Annotated in this window: 18 protein-coding genes and 1 pseudogene; 7 read left to right on the top strand and 12 right to left on the bottom strand. The window is 40.8% G+C overall.

Annotated features, from left to right (window positions below; genetic code table 11):
- Window positions 1-132: 132 nt before the first annotated feature.
- The 6 genes from L0B17_RS06395 to rplU form a co-directional block, all read right to left on the bottom strand.
- The gene (locus tag L0B17_RS06395) at window positions 133-534 is read right to left on the bottom strand and encodes a DUF3718 domain-containing protein (protein WP_235088473.1); all 402 of its coding nucleotides are present in this window, start codon (window positions 532-534) and stop codon (window positions 133-135) included.
- Between the two features lie 63 nt (window positions 535-597).
- On the bottom strand, window positions 598-1,101 hold the full coding sequence (gene folA / locus L0B17_RS06390) for a type 3 dihydrofolate reductase (protein WP_235088471.1): 504 nt from the start codon (window positions 1,099-1,101) through the stop codon (window positions 598-600).
- 14 nt (window positions 1,102-1,115) lie between these two features.
- Window positions 1,116-1,718, bottom strand: a complete 603-nt coding sequence (locus tag L0B17_RS06385; protein WP_235088463.1) for a threonine/serine exporter family protein — start codon at window positions 1,716-1,718, stop codon at window positions 1,116-1,118.
- Window positions 1,719-1,734: 16 nt separating this feature from the next.
- A complete protein-coding gene (cgtA, locus tag L0B17_RS06380) occupies window positions 1,735-2,910 on the bottom strand; it encodes an Obg family GTPase CgtA (RefSeq protein WP_235088461.1) in 1,176 nt (391 codons plus the stop codon).
- Window positions 2,911-3,218: 308 nt separating this feature from the next.
- The gene (gene rpmA, locus L0B17_RS06375; RefSeq protein ID WP_006080527.1) at window positions 3,219-3,473 is read right to left on the bottom strand and encodes a 50S ribosomal protein L27; all 255 of its coding nucleotides are present in this window, start codon (window positions 3,471-3,473) and stop codon (window positions 3,219-3,221) included.
- A 16-nt stretch (window positions 3,474-3,489) separates the two neighbouring features.
- Window positions 3,490-3,801, bottom strand: coding sequence for a 50S ribosomal protein L21 (gene rplU, locus L0B17_RS06370; RefSeq protein WP_235088445.1), 312 nt, complete (start codon window positions 3,799-3,801; stop codon window positions 3,490-3,492).
- A 554-nt stretch (window positions 3,802-4,355) separates the two neighbouring features.
- On the opposite strand from rplU, the gene ispB reads away from it, so the two are divergent.
- Window positions 4,356-5,327 carry an octaprenyl diphosphate synthase gene (gene ispB / locus L0B17_RS06365; RefSeq protein WP_235088437.1) on the top strand — a complete coding sequence of 324 codons (972 nt, stop codon included), beginning with the start codon at window positions 4,356-4,358 and terminating at the stop codon, window positions 5,325-5,327.
- A 59-nt stretch (window positions 5,328-5,386) separates the two neighbouring features.
- Here ispB and ung read toward each other — a convergent pair whose 3' ends face one another.
- Complete coding sequence (ung, locus tag L0B17_RS06360) at window positions 5,387-6,052, bottom strand: uracil-DNA glycosylase (RefSeq protein ID WP_443019941.1); 666 nt, start codon at window positions 6,050-6,052, stop codon at window positions 5,387-5,389.
- Window positions 6,053-6,134: 82 nt separating this feature from the next.
- Between ung and L0B17_RS06355 the strand changes: the two genes are divergently transcribed.
- Window positions 6,135-6,677, top strand: a complete 543-nt coding sequence (locus L0B17_RS06355) for a prepilin-type N-terminal cleavage/methylation domain-containing protein (RefSeq protein ID WP_235088434.1) — start codon at window positions 6,135-6,137, stop codon at window positions 6,675-6,677.
- A gap of 68 nt (window positions 6,678-6,745) precedes the next feature.
- A complete protein-coding gene (locus tag L0B17_RS06350) occupies window positions 6,746-7,099 on the top strand; it encodes a DUF3144 domain-containing protein (protein ID WP_235088433.1) in 354 nt (117 codons plus the stop codon).
- A gap of 123 nt (window positions 7,100-7,222) precedes the next feature.
- On the opposite strand, the gene L0B17_RS06345 is transcribed toward L0B17_RS06350, so the two are convergent.
- The gene (locus L0B17_RS06345; protein WP_235088431.1) at window positions 7,223-7,840 is read right to left on the bottom strand and encodes a LysE family translocator; all 618 of its coding nucleotides are present in this window, start codon (window positions 7,838-7,840) and stop codon (window positions 7,223-7,225) included.
- A 77-nt stretch (window positions 7,841-7,917) separates the two neighbouring features.
- Between L0B17_RS06345 and L0B17_RS06340 the strand changes: the two genes are divergently transcribed.
- Window positions 7,918-8,484 carry a thioredoxin family protein gene (locus L0B17_RS06340; protein WP_235088430.1) on the top strand — a complete coding sequence of 189 codons (567 nt, stop codon included), beginning with the start codon at window positions 7,918-7,920 and terminating at the stop codon, window positions 8,482-8,484.
- Between the two features lie 145 nt (window positions 8,485-8,629).
- Window positions 8,630-9,954: pseudogene (locus L0B17_RS06335) on the top strand (IS4 family transposase).
- Window positions 9,955-10,028: 74 nt separating this feature from the next.
- On the opposite strand, the gene L0B17_RS06330 reads toward L0B17_RS06335, so the two are convergent.
- On the bottom strand, window positions 10,029-12,593 hold the full coding sequence (locus tag L0B17_RS06330; RefSeq protein WP_235088428.1) for a TonB-dependent receptor plug domain-containing protein: 2,565 nt from the start codon (window positions 12,591-12,593) through the stop codon (window positions 10,029-10,031).
- Window positions 12,594-13,173: 580 nt separating this feature from the next.
- Here L0B17_RS06330 and L0B17_RS06325 point away from each other — a divergent pair.
- Window positions 13,174-14,772: an AMP-binding protein gene (locus L0B17_RS06325; RefSeq protein WP_235088427.1), complete on the top strand. Its 1,599-nt coding sequence runs from the start codon at window positions 13,174-13,176 to the stop codon at window positions 14,770-14,772.
- Window positions 14,773-14,955: 183 nt separating this feature from the next.
- On the opposite strand, the gene L0B17_RS06320 is transcribed toward L0B17_RS06325, so the two are convergent.
- Window positions 14,956-16,752 carry an ABC transporter transmembrane domain-containing protein gene (locus tag L0B17_RS06320; RefSeq protein WP_235089634.1) on the bottom strand — a complete coding sequence of 599 codons (1,797 nt, stop codon included), beginning with the start codon at window positions 16,750-16,752 and terminating at the stop codon, window positions 14,956-14,958.
- A 276-nt stretch (window positions 16,753-17,028) separates the two neighbouring features.
- On the bottom strand, window positions 17,029-17,439 hold the full coding sequence (locus L0B17_RS06315; protein ID WP_235088425.1) for a hypothetical protein: 411 nt from the start codon (window positions 17,437-17,439) through the stop codon (window positions 17,029-17,031).
- Between the two features lie 267 nt (window positions 17,440-17,706).
- On the opposite strand from L0B17_RS06315, the gene L0B17_RS06310 reads away from it, so the two are divergent.
- Complete coding sequence (locus tag L0B17_RS06310; RefSeq protein WP_235088423.1) at window positions 17,707-18,840, top strand: methyltransferase; 1,134 nt, start codon at window positions 17,707-17,709, stop codon at window positions 18,838-18,840.
- Here the strand turns inward: L0B17_RS06310 and L0B17_RS06305 are convergent.
- A complete protein-coding gene (locus tag L0B17_RS06305) occupies window positions 18,830-19,732 on the bottom strand; it encodes a sterol desaturase family protein (RefSeq protein ID WP_235088421.1) in 903 nt (300 codons plus the stop codon). The two genes, L0B17_RS06310 and L0B17_RS06305, sit on opposite strands and share 11 nt — an antisense overlap.
- Between the last annotated feature and the right edge of the window lie 47 nt (window positions 19,733-19,779).

Genomic DNA, 19,779 nt, shown 5'->3' with positions numbered 1-19,779 from the left:
GTTGGTTAATTTGTGGAAGAACTGATCGATTATCAGTCGTCAATTTACAGCTAAATTTGAATCAAAAAAAATACCGACTTAATGAGTCGGTATTTTTAAATTAACATTGTAGATGCTGAATAATCTTAACGATTAGTCCTCACCAGCACCGCCACCTAAGCGATCTGTAATCGCTGCAGTGATAGGGCTACCACTATGACCATTAGCATTTGCCCAGTCGATAATAGAAGAACCATCGGCTTCAGCAGTTGAAAGATCTGATGCAGGTAAACGTTTAGCAATAAACTCACCTACGTCATTCGCGTTAGAATTGTAGGCAGTACGCAATAAACTGCTGCCATCACAACTTACACCTGAATATATATTACGTAATTTTACACGAGCCTCTTTCAGCTTTTTACGTAAACGGTTCTTATCGTCTGACTTTACATAATCACATATATTAGCAACTAACTGATCAGTGTTCGCTACAGCAGGGGCTGACACAGAAGATGCTGCAATCAGGACGGCTATCGCCACAGGCATTAAACGCATCTGACACTCCTTTAAATTTATTATTTTATCTTAATACGCTCATCTTGGTGATTGTATTTAGCTTCAGGGTAACTCGTGAGCAAGTTTACAGTTTTTAACAAAAGTGTTAAAGCTATATTGCAATCCATGCTCATTTGTTGCTGTAAGAGTTTGTTTCAATAGCCAGCTGCCATCGTCCCACTCAGGAAAATAAGTATCACCTTCAACATCTAAGTTAATTTGAGTTAAATATAATACATCTGCTTTACAGAGTAGTTCAGCATATAGCTGACCGCCACCCATTATAATTAATTCGTCACATTCACCTGCGGCAGCAACCGCTTGCTCAAAATTACCGACACAGGTGACCCCATCCGGTGCATAATTAGATTGTCGAGTAATAACAATATTATGCCTTCCGGGTAATGGACGCCCTATTGACTCATAGGTCTTACGCCCCATAACCACAGGCTTAGATAATGTCATTGCTTTAAAATGCTTTAAGTCTTCAGGTAAATGCCATGGCATTTGATTGTCTTTACCAATAACACGATTGTTAGCCATGGCGGCAATCATTGCGATACGCATGATGAATCCTCTAATTAAATAATGGGACGATTGCGATAATATACTAAACTGGGTAATGCTATCCCTACAGCCACTGCAGCCACAATGAAAACCATTTCAAACCCACTTACAGTCACTTGCTCACTTAACTCTGGGCTGATTTGGTTTTGAGGCGTTAATTGGGTACGTGCTGTAACAGTATTGGAAACGTAAGTTTCGGCGAGCATATGAATGATGGCCGCAGTATTAGTGATAAAAGCGGTAATTGAAAAACTAACTAATAAATTAAATTGTCTTTTAGTAAGAAACTGTCTAACACTCTTACCAATCGATGAGACGATACACGCCACTAAACAGGCTATCTTATCACCAGCCAATAAATGGTAAAGACTAGCACAGGACAGTCCGATAACAGGGGTAACGACTTTTACAGGGAATGTGTTAGGTTGAATTCGAGCCAGACTGGTGAATACAAGAGCATTAGATAAGATAGTCAGTTCAACACTAACAAGCCCTAAAGCTTTGCCTAGGCGCTGACTCAGTTCTTCAATTAAATCAGACACAGCGCCATAGGCCAATAGCAATTGCGCGCTGCGGACAACTAAACGGGTAATATCATTTTGGTTGTCCGCGTACACAGTAATCCTTTACAACTTAACGCTGATAAATCACTTCAACATCATAGTCATCTTCATCAAAATCATCATCATCCAAGTCGTCACTATCATCGTAATTTTCGTTGATACTGTCATCTTTAGCTTGATGATAATTATCCCACTTAAACTCAACCTCCTGCTCGTCATCTTGGTCGTCTTGACCAATAGGCAATGTTTGAATGAAATCAAGCAACTTAATACTTAACTCTTCAGTACCTTGGCGATTGTAAGCTGACATAGTGAAAACTTCGCCTTCCCAAGCGAGTTCTTTAATAATATGAGCGACTTTTTCTTTTACTTCATCTTCAAGCAATAGGTCGATTTTATTAAATACCATCCAACGAGGCTTAGCGGCAAGCTTTGGAGAATACTTCTCTAATTCACCGACAATAGCTCTAGCAGAATCAATCGGATCACTGCCGTCAATAGGGTTGATATCAATAATGTGTAGCAGTGCTCGACAACGTTCAAGATGCTTTAAAAAACGGATACCTAAGCCTGCACCTTCTGCAGCGCCTTCAATCAGTCCCGGAATATCAGCAATAACAAAACTTTGACCAGGGCGTGGGTTAACAACCCCTAGGTTTGGTATTAGTGTCGTGAAGGGGTAATCGGCCACTTTAGGCGTAGCACGTGATACTGAGCGTATAAATGTCGATTTACCCGCATTAGGTAAACCTAACAGTCCTACATCGGCTAATAAAAGTAATTCTAGCTTTATTTCGCGCACTTCCCCTGGCGTACCAAGAGTTTTTTGACGTGGCGCACGGTTAGTACTACTTTTAAAACGTGTATTGCCTAAACCGTGGAAGCCACCTTTCGCCACTAGCAGCTTTTGCCCATGGCTTGTTAAGTCACCTAATGCTTCTTCGGTTTCTTGATCTATAGCACGTGTACCTACAGGTACTTGTAACACTAGATCTGCACCAGCATGGCCAGTACAATCACGCCCTCGGCCATTTGTACCACGTTCAGCCATATGAAAACGAGTGAAGCGATAATCAATAAGGGTGTTCAGGTTTTCGTTTGCCTGTAAAAAGACACTACCACCATCACCACCATCACCACCATCAGGACCACCATCCGGTACATATTTTTCACGGCGAAAACTAACACAGCCGCTACCACCGTCACCGGCTTCTACACGGATATTGGATTCATCAACAAACTTCATACGGACTCCTAACACTCCAATCATCTAATAACATCAAGGCAAGTGACCTTGTTGTACGATAGAACCTTGGCGCTAATTATAACCCTAAATACAGTAAATATCAGGGGGCAGAAAAGCGTGGTGTATGGAAAATACATCTTCCGCTTGCTGCAAAAAATAGATCTATCTAATCACTCAGTTCACTCTTGCTTTAAAACCAACAGGATAACGTAAGGTTAGACATAATTTGCTATCGGTCCAAAACCAATAACAAAAAACACAAAAGCCCTACCAGAGGCAGGGCTTTAGATTTTAGCTTAGTTAAAGAATTAAGCTTCGATACTAATAAACTTACGGTTATTAGCACCTTTAACTTCAAACTTAACTTTGCCGTCAGTTAGAGCAAATAAAGTATGGTCACGACCGATACCTACATTTACACCAGCGTGGAATTTAGTACCACGTTGACGAACAATAATGTTACCTGCTAAAACTGATTCACCGCCAAAGCGCTTAACACCAAGACGTTTACTTTCTGAATCGCGGCCGTTACGAGTAGAACCGCCAGCTTTTTTATGTGCCATGAGTTAGACTCCTAAATTATGCGCTGATCGCAGTGATTTTAACTTCAGTGAACCACTGACGGTGGCCGGTTTTCTTTTCGTGATGCTTACGGCGATTAAACTTTTGAATAGTAATCTTCTCACCGCGTCCGTGGCTAACCACTTCAGCAACAACTTTACCACCAGCAACTAGAGGAGCACCAACGTGAACGTTCTCACCATCAGCAACCAATAGAACTTGATCAAACTCAATAGTTTCACCAGTAGCAACTTCAATTTTTTCTAGACGAACTGTATGACCTTCAGCAACACGGTGTTGCTTTCCGCCACTTTGAAAAACAGCGTACATAGCTATTTCACTCCAAATGACTAACACTCTAACCCGATCTTACGAGAATAGGTGCTAAAAAACTTTTAATGACAATGGGCGCGGATTCTACGCGAAGAATTTAATACTGGCAAGTGTTAATTCAGATTCAAATTAAAAAGCCGTCACTACCGCACAATATTCACTACTAGTTACTGAATATTGTATAAACATTAAGTACAATTGCCTTAACTACCTCGCAAAAACACTCATTATAATAGTTTAAGAGTAGCGCTAAAATCTTCCTGTGTTATCTTCACCGGATTTTGAAATGATTTTACCTAAATTTATCCTGAAAAGCACTGACTCATTTGCCCTCTTAGCATATTAGATCTGCTCTTTTCTTTTGCATTAATGAAGTAACTAAAAAAAATGGCACAGGCACACATTTTAGAAATTGAGTTTAAGTAGTAACAAGTTTCAAAATTAGTAATAACAACTTTGAAAAACAGCGCGTTTCTCCTGTAAGATATGAACCCAGATGCGCACCAAATAGAAAGACCATTAATGTCTTCCACAATAAATTAGAGAGTATTATGGATTTAACCGCCATTCGTCAGTTGGCTGACTCAGATATGCAATCCGTCAACCAACTTATTTATAAGCAACTTGAATCTGATGTAGCCCTAATTAACCAACTAGGCTTCTACATTATAAATGGTGGCGGAAAACGTCTACGTCCTTTATTGTCAATCCTTGCTGCTAGATCGGTAAACTACCAGGGTGAACTGCATGTAAAGTTAGCCGCTATTATTGAGTTTATTCATACTGCTTCATTATTACATGATGATGTTGTCGACGAGTCCACATTACGTCGCGGCCGCGAAACGGCTAATGCACTATTTGGCAACAGCGCGAGCGTACTGGTAGGAGACTTTCTCTATACCCGTTCTTTTCAAATGATGACTGAACTCGACAGTATGCATGTATTAAAAGTTCTGGCTGACACAACCAATGTGTTGGCAGAAGGGGAAGTGCTGCAATTAATGAATTGTAATGACCCCGAGACGACTGAAGCAAACTATATGCGAGTCATTTACTGTAAAACAGCCAAACTATTTGAAGCGGCTACATTACTGGCTGGCGTGTTAGCGGATGCTCCATCAGAATGGCAACAAGCGCTTGGCGATTACGGTAAATATTTAGGCACTGCATTTCAGTTAACCGATGACTTACTGGACTACACTGCAAAAACTGGTGAGTTAGGTAAGAATATTGGCGATGACTTAGCGGAAGGCAAGCCTACATTGCCATTAATCTATGCGATGGTACATGGCGATGACACCGCCAAAGCGTTAATCAAAGTCGCCATAGAAAAAGGTGATGGCACCCAAGCAATTGATCAAATAGTGGCAGCCTTACATCAATCTGGGGCGCTTGAATACACCCAAAAGAGAGCTGAACAAGAGGCACAAAAAGCGATTGATGCATTAATCGTATTACCCGATACCGATTATAAACAAGCCCTTATTGCTCTTGCTCACTTATCGGTAAACCGTAAGCACTAAGATATGTTAAGTTATAACAAACCGCTAAAAAAGCAGTAACAGTAATTGTTACTGCTTTTTTATACCTGCCAATCAATGGGCTCTTGACCATTTTTAATAAGCTGTTGATTTATTTTCGAGAAATGACCGCATCCAAAAAAGCCACGATATGCCGATAATGGTGACGGATGAGGACCACTTAGAATAGTATGATGTTCACGGGTAATCAGACGCCCCTTCTTGATTGCATGACTTCCCCACAGCACAAATATAAGCGGTTGCTGTGAATGATTAAGATAATCTAATACATGATCGGTAAACACCTCCCAGCCTGCTTTAGCATGTGAGTGCGCCAAAGATTGCTCAACAGTCAAAACGGTATTTAACATTAACAGACCTTGCTTAGCCCAATGGGTTAAATCACCATGTGATGGAAGCGAAAAACCCACTATATCTTGTGCTAACTCTTTGTAAATATTAGCCAGTGACGGTGGAACTTTCACCCCTGACTTAACAGAAAAAGCCAGCCCATGGGCCTGCCCTTCGCCATGATAAGGGTCTTGCCCAATCACCACCACTTTTACCTTTTCTATTGGAGTTAATTCAAAAGCACGATAAATATCGGCCTTTGGAGGAAAGATGACTTTGTTCATTGACTGCTGATCAATCAGAAATTGATTTAAACGAATAAAGTAGTCCTGCTGTTGTTCATTCTTGATAAATACAGACCAACTTTTCACTTTCAACACCCTCAAACTTTTAGGGGAAATTGCTAATTTACATCAGCTACTTTAGAGTACCGCTATTATAAATCGTTTATTGAGTATTATGAAGTTTAAGACGACTCGGCAACAACTAGGCTTAACTTTAATTGAGTTAATCACTGTTATTATTATTTTAGCTATTCTAGCTGTAATAGCCTTGCCTAAGTTTATTAACCTACAACAAGATGCCTATGTATCTAATGTCAAAGGTACTGGTGGCTCATTTGCATCAGGGATTAGTCTTGCACATATCAAATGGGCTGCTATGGGGAACTCTGGGCCCGCTGACAATTTACAAATATACGAAAATGCCGGAATTAATGGTCAGCTTTATATGAACCTATGGGGATACCCTGCACAAAGCTATCCACCATTTGAAAGTTCACCTCGCCTCAATAATACTAACGATTGTATTTCTGTTTGGAATACTATTTTACAAGACTCACCTAGCGTATCGACCAGTTTAAACTCAACAGCGACCGAATACAGGGTCACTTATATCAATCCCGACCAATGCCGTTTCTTCTATAACAAGTTAAATACCCTTTCGATTTATTATGATTCTCGTAATGGGCAAGTCATCACAGATTCAGAACCTAATAGTTAAGTTTTAACTGAATTCTATTTTTAAACTCGGTACACTAATAATTTTACATTACCTATCAAGGGAGTCTTATGACTGAACAATCTGCACCTCAAAACGTAGCTTCTGACACACAAAGCGCGACAACTATATATCAACTAGCAGATCAATTTATTGCTCTAGCCAATCAAATCGGCCAGACAGAAAATGATATTGGTAAAGTTGGCACCGCATTACGTTATGCAGCCTCTCGCTACAATGCATTTGAGGCTGCAATAAAGTCATCTGACTTAGCGGCAGAAAAAGACAATGCATTAGCTTGGTTTGCCAATGAATATAAACTCATGCTAAATGAAAACTTAGAAGATCACATTAAGCACCCTCCAATCTCTAAAGCTGAAAATGAACCAGCACAAGATGACAGTGTGCAAGTTTTCAAAGGATAAATCATTGAATTGAAAATAATGTCACCTAAACAAGATGGCATTATTTTCACCTTTCAAAACGTTAACATTAATACCAAATTATCAGTACGTTAAAAATGTAACGCACTGCTATGCTGCAAGTCGTTATACCAAGGTAAAAATAACTCGCCCAGCAAGCACAATAAGTACCACTCCTGATACCCTATCTATCCATACCGCTTTTTCACGTAACCTAGGTAATACCGCTGAATGCGATAATATAATTGCAATCAAGGTATACCAAAGACCGTCAATGATTAAAGGAGTGAGTATAATTAATGTTTGCCCAGCTAAAGTTTCTGCGGCTAATACAAACTGGCTAAATAACGCCAAAAAAAACAGTAAAATTTTAGGGTTAAACAATGAAATAGCCAAGCCATCACGCGCGGCAGCTAGTAAACTCGTTTTATGTCCAGCGGCGAGCTTTTGTTGCATACCACCTTTAGAACGCAACGCCTGAATACCGATCCAAGCCAGGTATAATGCGCCAACTATCGCAATTGTATTAAACAACAAGGGCGATGCTTTAAGCACTACAGCAAGCCCTAATAAGGTCACTAAAGCATAAATCCCAATACCAATTGAATGTGCCCAAGCACAAACAATACCGTGTAAACGGCTACCGCCTAAAGTATGCCTAACTACCATAGCTAAGCTTGGCCCTGGTGACATTGCTCCTAGGCAACAAATGGCGAGTAACCCTAACCAAGTTGTAAAACTCATACTTATCCTTACTTGCTCTAATATAAATTGCACTATTATTACTGCGGACATTAACACCAAATTAAGCAAATCTTGATATGCTATTTGTAAGATCCCCTTACTTAAGCACCGCCATGTCTATTATTGCTTCATTGTTACTTATATCGTTAATGCTAGCGATTGCGGGGTTATTATTCGCAAAACTCAAAGGTAAAGCTATCCCTATGGCGGTTATTTTCGTTCTAGGGGGCCTAGCGTTTTGTCTTGCCAGTATTATTGCCTTTGTTAATAAAGGCGAAGACTATCAAGCATATCAAAGTCTCTATTGGCAGCCACTCGCGCCAGAAAAAATAATTCCCTATGTAGAGCAAGGCTTTACTGTTTTTGTCGATATTACTGCTGATTGGTGTGTCCCTTGCCAAACGAATAAAGCTAATGTGCTTCATCGCGAACAAGTGGTTAATACTTTAATGACAGACAAAATTATTTTAATGCAGGGGAATTGGTCTGAGGCTGATACTGTTATTGAGCAGTATATGGGTATTCAAGGTGCCGCTGGTACGCCATACAACAAAGTCTATGGCCCAGCCTATCCAGATGGAATAGAGCTGCCTAAAGTGTTAGAGATTAGGCATGTCTATCAAGCTTTGGATATGGCGAATTAAATTTAAAGCTTCGTAGACATCAAAAAAGACTGCCTAGGCAGTAATGCCGATCAGTTAAGAACTGAAGTGATAAAAAATATACCGATCTATTGACCGATCCTTTTAGTCTGTCAAAATCCGATAATCTTTATTATCGGATTTTTTTATGGAACTTTCAGAAGCACTTGCTCGCACTTCAATTAACCGACTCACCGAATTTTCATCTCTTGCTGATGTCCTTGAACCCGATATTATTCAATCTTGTCTAGACTCCAATGGTGTTGCCACATTAAGACGTCGAAAACTCCCCATGGACGCTATGGTTTGGGCTGTTATTGGGATGTCTTTATTTCGCACTGAATCCGTTCGTCAATTGATTAACAAGCTTGATATTGTGCTGCCACAAGAGGTTGATTATGTGGCGAGAAGTGCTGTCACACAGGCCAGAAAAAAGCTTGGCAGTGATGTGGTTCGCGATATATTTCATCGCTCAGCGGCCACATGGCATCAACGTGCTGAACATCCTCATTGGTGCGGTTTGAACCTCTTTGGCGTTGATGGCGTAGTCTGGAGAACGCCTGAAACGAAAGAGAATAGTGCAGCTTTTGCGCGCACAGCAAACAAATCAAGTGAGTCTGGTTACCCTCAAGTGCGCATGGTTTGTATGATGGAACTGAGTAGTCATTTACTGGTTGATAGCGTCTTTGACAGTGTGGCTGAAAATGAAATGAACTTAGCGGCTAAGCTTATCAAAAGTGTACCCGACAACAGCTTAACCTTGTTTGATAAAGGCTTTTACTCGCTAGGCTTATTACACGATTGGCAGGCTAAAGGCGTCAACACCCATTGGTTATTACCGTTAAAAAAAGGCACTCAATATGAAACAATCCGCAGTTTAGGTAAGCACGATAAGCTTGTCAGGTTAAGTACAACGCCTCAATCGAGAAAGAAACGCCCTGAATTACCATTAACAATAGAAGCCAGATTAACCACTCGTCAGATAAAAGGTAAACAGGTCAACATTCTGAGTTCAATGCTTGATGTTATGGCCTATCCGGTGCAGAAATAGTTGATTTATATACACATCGCTGGGAGATAGAGCTGGGTTATCGAGAAATGAAACAATATATGTTAGAAAGTCGATTTACGCTGAGAAGCAATCTTCCAGAGTTAATAAATCAAGAGCTATGGGGACTATTATTAGCTTATAATTTAATACGTTATAAAATGATTTTAATGGCGAAATCGCTTAAAAATGTATTTCCAAATCAGCTGAGTTTTCGAGATGCTTCATCTCATATTATCAATCAACTCACTAATATGCCGTTATATGCACCAGGAAATGTTCCGAGGTTTATTTTAGATATAGAGAGAAATGCCAAGCAGTTTAAGCTGGAAGGAAAACGAGAAAGAAGTTATCCAAGGTGCTTAAAAGTCAGTAAAAATGGCTACCCAGTCGCAAAAATAAAAAATGCCGCTCACCTTAAGTGAACGGCATTAGCCTAGGCAGTCTTTTTATTAGCAATTAATTAAGAGCTTAAATTAATTAAGCCCTTAAGCTTTTTCTAGAAGCGGTAGTTAACTTTACCGTAGTAGTAACCACCGTTGTAATCAAATGGGCCACTTTCATAGTAAACCGCACCTAACTCACCTAAAGTACCATCTTTAAGTTTCTGTGCTTCTTGGTCGAATAGATTATTTGCACCCACTGAGAAGGTTAAGCTATCCATCACTGTGTAGCTCACTTCTAAGTCGAATGTTACTGCTGAACTGGCCATTTCAGACCCCCAAGCAGACGTATCATCGGCATGGGTTGCATAGTACTCACCGAAATAGTTAGCACGTAAATTCATGCTTAGATCATCCCAGTTTTGCCCCCAAGTTAATGTGGCACGGTGCGCTGGAATACCATCTTCTAAACGGCGAACTTTGCCCGCATCTGTCGTATCTTCATTATATTTATCGACACTCGTATCAGTCCAACCATAAGCTAAGCTGAATTTGGTGTCACCCGCTAACAACTCAGTATCATATGATCCTACAACATCAACACCTTGGGTGGTGGTATCAAAATCATTACTGTAATACGTCACTGCAGAAATTAACTCAGGAAACTCAACACCAAGATCTCGAAGGTCATCATAATCAGCCGCTTCAACAGTTATCTGGCTAGACTGAGCAATACGTCCCGTCACTTCAATCGTGTAATAATCAACTGTTAAGAAGAAATCACCACTTTGATATACAGCACCTAACGCATAACTGACCGACTCTTCTGGAGTTAACACTTCACCACCATAGTAAGCCGCTAGTGGGTCTGTCGGTGGTGCAATGAATGACTGAATCAAATCACCGTTAACGATTGAGGTTTGTGTATTAACAACGTTTTCTTGTCCAACGGTTGGTGCACGAAAACCCGTACTGTGTGACGCACGGAAGGCTAAATCATCGGTAGCTGAATATTGGGCAGTTAACTTGTAGTTAAGCGTATCACCAAAGGTTGAGAAGTCTTCATAGCGCAGTGCTGCGCCAACTAACCATTTCTCACCTAAATAAGCTTCAGCATCAACATAAACACCGATGTTACTGCGATCATTTATCCCTGCTGATTCTGGCCCAAAACCTTTAAAGCCGTGTGAGCCAATATTGAAGCCTTGTGAAGCATAAGGACCCGCTTCCCATGATGCTTGCTCACCCGCTGTAATTTCAAATGACTCTTCGCGCCACTCTACCCCTGTGGCAAAATTCAACCCTTCAAACACGTCAAACAAACGTGAAAAATCTAGGTTAACCGTTGTTTCTACTTGCTCATACGCACCGGTTTCAAAATCGGTTGGCGTATCTAAACCTAACGATGGGTTTAATGAATTACGTAAGCTAAAGGTTGATTTGTTAGAGCCTGTACCTGCACTTGCATCATAGTCCCAATCTGCTACTTCACCTTTAATACCAGCAAAAAATGACATGTCTTCAATTGTGCCAGCAAATTGTGGCGTATATCCGCCTGGACGAACTTGGTTCATTGAAAAACAATTAGGATCGGCAGCCATAGCTTGGTATGAGGCAGTATTTAATACGTTTGGCACATTTGCCGCAACATTACCTACCCATGAGCATGATGCAACGCCGTTAGTTGCCAGGCCGACATCACCTACCAATAAAGTTTCACCATCATCATTTGAATACACAGAGCCACGGTTATGTGGATTACGGTAGTAAAAACCACTGACGGCATCACGTGACGATACGTTACCAAAGGCATAAAGACTGTGTTTATCGTTTATGTCAAAACCAGAGTTAATGAAGATAGTGTAATCATCTTTAATTTCTGGATTACCCCATGTTTGAGCTGGATTTGGAATGTCAGTATTACCCGCAAGCAAAATAGCAGCAGCATCAGGGCGTTGAACGCTACGACTTGTTGCATCAGCTGTTTTGTATTGAGCCGTTAAGTTTACAAAGCCATCGTCAGTTAGCGGTAGACCAATGTTAGCGTCAATAGTGGTCGACGTGCCATCACCTTCATAGTACTGGCCTTGAGTCGCTGAAATTGAACCACCTTCAGCGCTATCCTTTAACACAAAGTTCATTACACCAGCAATTGCATCAGAACCGTACTGCGCCGCAGCACCGTCTCGTAATACTTCTACTTGCTTTAATGCGGCACTGGGAATAACTGAAATATCAGGCCCTTGAGCACCATCGTTAATACCGCCACCTTGGAATGCAATAACAGATGCACGGTGACGACGTTTGCCGTTAACTAAAATTAAAGTACTGTCTGATGGCAAACCACGTAAGTTAACTGGACGCACTAGGCTGGCAGCATCACTAATAGGCTGAGCACGAGAGTTAAAAGAAGGTACCGACGTCACTAACATATCAATCATGTCAGTTGAGCCATTTTTCTTTAAATCATCACTGCTAATAATATCAATAGGAACTGGCGACTCTCCCACTGAACGGGGGGCGGAACGAGAGCCAATTACGGCCATTTTTTCAATTTTTTTCTGAACAACTTCTTCATCAGCTGCATACACTTGAGCGCTTAGTAAAGAACCTGATAATGCGATTGACACAGCTAAGCTCAATGAGCTTTTACCGAATTTGCTTTTATTATTAATGGTCATTTTATGTTCTCAGTCATTATTATTTTATGGTTTGAACACCATTCCCTAACATTCCCTGTAGAAGAAATCGTCTCTCCCAAAATGAATTATCATCATCTCTATTTACATTTTTATAACAAGAAAAGAACAATTGCCAACATTTATTAGCAATTAATGGACTAAAAAACAGTATTTTTAGAGCAAAAACTCAAAAAAATGAGCCAACCCCATGTTTAAAAACGAATTTAAAAAAATTAGAAATAAATCAATTTTTTTGACTCAAGAACCAATATAACAAGCTAGAAATAAAAACTTACAATTAAGTGAATGCTAATGTGAAATATTTGTGATCAAAAAAAACAACTATGTACTTGCCTAGAAATCCGTAGTTGATTGGTGAAACTTAGTCCACAAATGTAACAAGCACAAAAATAGAGCAAATATACTTAAATACATCAACATAGATGATAAGTTGCCACTTCATGGCTAAAATAAGTTTTCATTGACCTGATGGCTAAAAGCACTCTAATCTAAACACTCGTTTGATTATTAACCTACCGCTATAACCGACATAACTATAAAACTAATAAAGGTGAATACCATGGCATATGATGCTGACTCAACCCTCGACCTAAGCTGCTACACATCTATCGTTGATTTGATCGAACAAAGCTGCGCTAAATTTGGCGATAAAACCGCCTATGCTTGCCTAGGAAAAAACATCACCTTTACCGAAGTTGAACAGCTTTCTCGAGACTTTGCGGCATACTTGCAAAACTGCACTAATTTGAAGCCTGGTGATCGTGTCGCCGTTCAATTACCTAATATCACTCAGTTTGTCATTGCCGCTTATGGTATTATTCGTGGCGGTTTTGTGATAGTGAATACTAACCCACTGTATACTGAACGAGAGTTAATCCATCAATATAATGATTCTGGCGCAAAAGCGTTAGTCGTGTTATCAGACCTACTGCCTACATTAGAAAACGTTGTAGAATCAACGGCTATTGAATATGTCATTTCAACGAATGCATTGGATATGATCGCTCCACAACTTCATCCCCAAACAGCCATCAACAATATTGAATTCAATACATTATTAGCTCAAGGTCGCGAGTGTGGCTTTACCCCGGTAAAACCGAACCAGACCGATTTAATCGCTTTACAGTATACAGGCGGCACAACCGGGCTATCAAAAGGTGCCATGCTCACTCATCGCAATTTATTGGCTAACTCAGGGCAAGTTAAATCAAGAATCGCCAGTACTATGAGTGAAGGTAAAGATATTTTTGTTGCTCCATTGCCGATTTATCACATCTACGCCTTTATGGTGAATTTAGTGCTGTATTTTGAATCGGGTGGATGCTCGGTGTTAATCCCTAATCCTCGAGATATAGCAGGATTAATTAACACCATGAAAGCTTATCCTTTTACTGGATTTGCAGGCCTTAACACCTTGTTTATTGGCTTATGCCACCAGCCAGAGTTTAAAGCGCTCGATTTTAGTCATATGACCATTACCATTTCAGGCGGAACAGCGCTTACTAGCGCTGCTGCAAATTTATGGCAACAAACTACTGGCTGCATGATATCAGAGGGTTACGGCTTGTCAGAGACTTCGCCTGTGGTCAGCTTAAATGCGCCAGGGCATCAACGCTTAGGCACTATCGGCAAACCAGTTTTAGACACCAAGGTTAAAATCTTGGACATAAATGATAACGAAGTGGACATTGGTACAGCGGGTGAACTCGCAGTCAGTGGCCCTCAGGTTATGTCTGGATATTGGAATAAACCACAAGAAACCGCCAGTGTTATGACTGAGGACGGCTACTTTAAAACAGGTGATATAGCCATAGCAACAGAGGATGGTTATCACACCATAGTTGATCGTAAAAAAGACATGATTATTGTCTCTGGTTTTAACGTCTATCCTAATGAAGTAGAAGATATTATTTCAGGGCATGAGCTAGTGATGGAATGTGCGGTTGTGGGTGTCGAGGATGAACGTTCTGGTGAAGCGATTAAAGCGGTTATAGTGTTAAAAGATCCTGACCAAGATCTCGACGCGGCCAAGGAGACCATTAAACAATACTGTCGCACTCAACTTACCGCTTATAAAATCCCTCGAATTATTGAGTTTACCACTCAGTTACCTAAAAGTACTGTAGGTAAAATTTTACGCAGAGAATTACGCAAGTAGCTGTAACACTAGCCCCAGAATCAAAAGTACCTAAAAAATACTTAATAAGAAGTACATAACCAAGCACTTGATAAACAAGCGCCAATAAAAAAGATGCCTTAGCATCTTTTTTATTGGGTAATGATTGAATCGAGGCGTTGTGGCTATTGCTTATTCAAGCTCGCACTCAATGGCACCCTGATATCAAGCACAATCTGGCTGCTCAGTCAGTAATTGCAAACTGGCAAATTCTCGATATAGCTCACTAGATTGCATTAATTGATTATGTGTTCCTGATGCCACAAGCTGACCTTTATCGAGGACTAAAATGCGATCGGCGTTAATCACAGTTGCCAACCGATGTGCAATTATCAGTGTGGTGCGATCAACCATTAATGTCTCTAACGCCTGTTTTACTTTCACCTCACTGACCGCATCCAGCGCGCTGGTCGCTTCATCTAATAGCAATACCGGCCTGTCGGCTAATATAGCTCTAGCAATGGCAATTCGTTGTTTTTGTCCACCGGATAAGCGCACTCCACGTTCGCCTAGATAAGTGTCATAGCCTTTAGGGAAATCAACAATAAACTCATCGGCTTTGGCGGCAATACATGCCTGTTTAACTTCTTCCTCAGTTGCATCAATTCGACCGTAACGCACATTTTCTAACACACTACTGGCAAAAATAACTGACTCCTGTGGTACAAGCGCATATTGTTGGCGCAATTGAATTAAAGACAGCTTGGCAATATCAATACCATCTAATGATATCGAACCCGATTGGGGCTGATAAAAGCGTAATAGCAATTCAAATAAAGTACTTTTACCTGCACCGCTTGGCCCCACTAAAGCAACCCGCTCACCAGGGTGAATATTGACGCTTAAATGGTTAATCACATCAGTATTAGGCTCTGCTGGGTAAGCGAACACCAACTCCGATAATGATAGCGCGCCACGAGTTTGACCCATTAATTGTTCTGGAGTAGCAAGCTGCACAATATCCACAGGCGTTTGGCTAAGCTCGATTAAGCGCTCTGTCGCCCCCGAAGCACGCTGAATTTCGCTGAACACCTCACTGATGGTTGCAACCGCACCCGCTACCATCACCGCATAAAACATAAAGGCTGATAGCTCACCCGCAGATATGCTACCAGACATAACATCCTGTGCACCAACCCAGGTCACAAAAGCTATCGCTGAAATACTTAAAAACATCACAGTAGCAATCAATAAAGCACGATATTTAATTCGCCCTTTAGCTACGCTCATTACCGCCTCAACACGCTCAGCAAAAGCCGCCTTATCTTGTGGCTCATGGGTGTATGCTTGCACTGTGTGTATTTCATGTAAAGTTTCGTCAATATAGGCGCCTAAATCACCAACTCTATCTTGGCTTTCTCGAGACAATCGTCTGACCTTATTGCCAAAAAAGGCCACTGGCCCCAATACTAATGGCACAGCAAGCAACACTAATCCGGTCAGCTTTACCGAGGTAAAGCCCATCATCACAATACCGCCAATAACCGTCACAGATGACCGTAGCGCCATAGACAAACTTGAGCCTACAACACTTTGTATCAAGGTGCTGTCAGCGGTAAAGCGAGAAATAACCTCTCCGGTGCGTTGTGAAGCAAAAAAAGCCGGTGATAAAGTCAATAAATGTGAATAAACCCTTAAACGGATATCAGCACTGACTCGCTCACCCAGCCAGGTCATTAAGTAGAATCTGCAGAAAACTGCACTAGCACTGATAATAGTAATGCCAACAATAAATAACATAATCTGATTTAATCGGTCGGCGTTATCAGCAATAAAGCCCTCGTCCACCATTAACTTAACTCCCTGCCCTAAAGATAACCAGGCAAGTGAACCGATAAACAAAAACACAATTGCAGCAAATACCTTCACTTTATACGGTTTTAGAAAATCAAGGATCCAGGGTAATACGCGATAAGTTTTTACAGTATTGGAGGATGAAACTGCATTTGATGCCAAAGAAATACCACTCGATAAAGGGGAGGTAGAAGTCTTGCCTGCCGTAGTATTTGTCACAGTAATAGCCTACCAACCAAATTAAGATGACACGATACTAGCAATAAATCGTAAAGTTGTAGATCTATTATCCACCAGCGTAATTCAGCCACTGCAGGATAATGGCTGTAACACGACATAGGCATACAAGTTATTAACAATTATCAGTTCAGTGCCACGCCTAATCTAACCGCTTGGCAATATTAGTTTGCTACTCTAGGCTTCAATGCCGTCTTATTTGACTGATTATGCTTCAGGGTAACGTTTTTCAATCGCTTTAAGTGAACGTAGAAAAATACCTAAGCCGCCGACACTTAGTACCAAAATAACAATTAAATCGAATGCACTCATATGGGTGAAACGAAAATTAATCGAACTAATCACCCCAAAAATTAACCCAACCAAAGAACCGAAGGTGAGTATCCAGCCAAAAATATTTTTAGCATTATAAAACATCAAACCCACACCAAACATAAAGGGGATCATAATCATCCCGCTGGTCAGGTTCATGCTACCTACACTATATAGGCTATGACTTAATCCGAATGAACTGGTCACTTTAATCGCCTTGAGCAACATGTAAAAGCCACCACTCATCATAACTAAGCCAATAAAAAATGAGCCTATTCCACCTGATGTTCCACCAGCACCTTTCATATCAATCCTTTATATGTATTCCGTTTTAGCAGATGTTACTCAGTCAATGGCTTAAATACAATCATAGCTGCTCATACTTCCCCTCGACACAGGTAAAGAGTTTGTATATCAAGCTGATTATCAAAACCGATCATCTAGCACTAAGCTAGCATGCATTCCCATCGATATTGCCCTCGATTTAATCCAATATACAAACCAGTGATTTCAATCTCACGCCTTAACTGCGATAATTAACGGCTTTAATGCATTCACTCTTGGGTAACATCAATGACAACCAGCCAATTTTCCTGCCAAGGTATCGAACTCACCTTATTTCGTTACCCTAAAAAGCAAGAATCTAATCTTCAGGCTTGGGATGCTGGTGATGAACACCTGATAAAACACCTTATTGAAAACCAACAAAAGCCGGTTAAGACCGCCATTATTAATGACAGTTTTGGGGCATTACAATGTGCGCTAACGGCGATAAATGATACCTGGCCATTGGTGGTTGAAACCGATGCCAAAACAAGCCTTTTGGGTGCACAGCAAAACCTGGCAGATAATCAATTAAACTCAAACCATATTGAGTATTTTAATAGCCGAGAGTTACTGCCATCTACTATCCAACTGGTGTTGATGAAATTACCTAAAAATCTCAGCTATTTCGCCCATCAATTACAGCGCTTATCCCATGTGTTACCGCAGGGGGTTGAAGTGTTGATTAGCGCGAAAGCGAAATCAATTAACAAATCGATTATTGATGTGATTAGTAAAAACTTAGGTCCTGCGTCAGCCAGTTTAACCTGGAAGAAAACGCGAGTGATTTCTTGCATAGCCGATGGTTTAATAAGGTCCTTACCGCAAGATATAAGCTGGCAAGTAGCAGAACTAGGGTTAAACATCAATAATTTAACTAATGTGTTTGCCGCCAATAAACTCGATATTGGTGCCCGCTTTATGTTAGATAACATGCCTCAAGGTCAGTACCATACCATTGTCGACTTAGGCTGCGGCAATGGCATTTTAGGGCTACGAGCTGCACAGCTTTATCCCAACGCAAACATCCATTTTGTCGATGATTCTGAAATGGCTGTTGAATCAAGCCGAATTAACTTTCATGCGAATAAACTTAACGCTACCGCAGAGTTTCACTGGGATGACTGCTTGACCAATCTGGGCGAGGTTGAGCCTGACTTAGTGCTATGTAATCCACCATTTCACCAGGGTGAAGCGATTACTGACCATATTGCTTGGCAGATGTTTTTAGACGCGTACCGCAAGTTGTCAACTGGCGGCGTGTTACACGTAGTGGGTAATCGACATTTAGAGTACCACGTCAAAATAAAACGCATTTTCAAAAACTGCACCACCTTTGCATCAAATGATAAATTCGTTATTTTGCACGCCATTAAACAGTAGGTTTTTCGCCGTTGAGTGTTTTTTTGTCTGAATCACTAACGTCTATAGAGATATTAGCTTGCGGCGGTGACAATAACAGCGCAATTTTTTGCCGCCAAGTTAAATTAGGCTGACTCATATCTGCGAGTAAATCACGCCATTCAGCAAAGGTTACCGTTAATGGATTAAAGCTATTCACTGGCTTAGTAATACCATATTCAACCGTGTCAACTTCGGGCTCGAATGTACCAAAAAGCTTATCCCAAATAATCAATACTCCTGCGTAATTTTTGTCAATATACTGCGGATTACGACCATGATGGACTCTATGATGAGAAGGGGTATTAAATATATACTCCATAAAACCTAAAGACTTAATCGCTTGGGTATGAACAAAAAACTGCAGGCCTAGGTTTAATAACACCACAAATACCACCCAGTTAGGGTCAAAACCAACGACAACCAATGGTAACCAAAATAGCCACATACCCGCCAATGGGTACATTAAACTTTGTCTAAAAGCAGTGCTAAAGTTCATATTTTCAGAACTATGATGTACCACATGTGCAGCCCACATCCAACGAATACGATGACTGGCTCGATGAAACCAGTAGTAGCAAAAATCTTGCGCGATAATCAAACCAATAAAACTGACCACCGTCATTTGAATATCAAACATGCGCCAATCGAATAACCATAAATACACTTTTGCAATCAGTAACCCAGCCAGTAAATCCGTGGCTTGATGCATTGCCGCTAGGGCAAAGTTACACGCGACTTCAACACCGCGATATTGAGCATTTGCAGGCAAGCGATGTCGAGCCAGCCATTCAAGTAAAATACAGACAAAAAATAGCGGTGCAAGTGCTAACAACAGCACTTCAGGGTGAGATATTAACCAGTTAAAATCCATCTAATCGTCCGTAGGTATTCTTAAAATTATTAAATCGCTAATCAAAT

It is taken from the genome of Shewanella sp. OMA3-2 (assembly GCF_021513195.1).
Taxonomy (GTDB): Bacteria; Pseudomonadota; Gammaproteobacteria; order Enterobacterales; family Shewanellaceae; genus Shewanella.
Note: the sequence above shows the minus strand (reverse complement) of the source record. Positions and strands in the feature narration are given on the sequence as shown.

Bases quoted from the DNA above. Each gene is read 5' to 3' on its own strand.
- L0B17_RS06395 (WP_235088473.1), bottom strand. From the start codon at position 534: ATGCGTTTAATGCCTGTGGCGATAGCCGTCCTGATTGCAGCATCTTCT.
- folA (WP_235088471.1), bottom strand. From the start codon at position 1,101: ATGCGTATCGCAATGATTGCCGCCATGGCTAACAATCGTGTTATTGGT.
- cgtA (WP_235088461.1), bottom strand. From the start codon at position 2,910: ATGAAGTTTGTTGATGAATCCAATATCCGTGTAGAAGCCGGTGACGGT.
- rpmA (WP_006080527.1), bottom strand. From the start codon at position 3,473: ATGGCACATAAAAAAGCTGGCGGTTCTACTCGTAACGGCCGCGATTCA.
- rplU (WP_235088445.1), bottom strand. From the start codon at position 3,801: ATGTACGCTGTTTTTCAAAGTGGCGGAAAGCAACACCGTGTTGCTGAA.
- ispB (WP_235088437.1), top strand. From the start codon at position 4,356: ATGGATTTAACCGCCATTCGTCAGTTGGCTGACTCAGATATGCAATCC.
- L0B17_RS06355 (WP_235088434.1), top strand. From the start codon at position 6,135: ATGAAGTTTAAGACGACTCGGCAACAACTAGGCTTAACTTTAATTGAG.
- L0B17_RS06350 (WP_235088433.1), top strand. From the start codon at position 6,746: ATGACTGAACAATCTGCACCTCAAAACGTAGCTTCTGACACACAAAGC.
- L0B17_RS06345 (WP_235088431.1), bottom strand. From the start codon at position 7,840: ATGAGTTTTACAACTTGGTTAGGGTTACTCGCCATTTGTTGCCTAGGA.
- L0B17_RS06340 (WP_235088430.1), top strand. From the start codon at position 7,918: ATGCTATTTGTAAGATCCCCTTACTTAAGCACCGCCATGTCTATTATT.
- L0B17_RS06330 (WP_235088428.1), bottom strand. From the start codon at position 12,593: ATGACCATTAATAATAAAAGCAAATTCGGTAAAAGCTCATTGAGCTTA.
- L0B17_RS06325 (WP_235088427.1), top strand. From the start codon at position 13,174: ATGGCATATGATGCTGACTCAACCCTCGACCTAAGCTGCTACACATCT.
- L0B17_RS06315 (WP_235088425.1), bottom strand. From the start codon at position 17,439: ATGAAAGGTGCTGGTGGAACATCAGGTGGAATAGGCTCATTTTTTATT.
- L0B17_RS06310 (WP_235088423.1), top strand. From the start codon at position 17,707: ATGACAACCAGCCAATTTTCCTGCCAAGGTATCGAACTCACCTTATTT.
- L0B17_RS06305 (WP_235088421.1), bottom strand. From the start codon at position 19,732: ATGGATTTTAACTGGTTAATATCTCACCCTGAAGTGCTGTTGTTAGCA.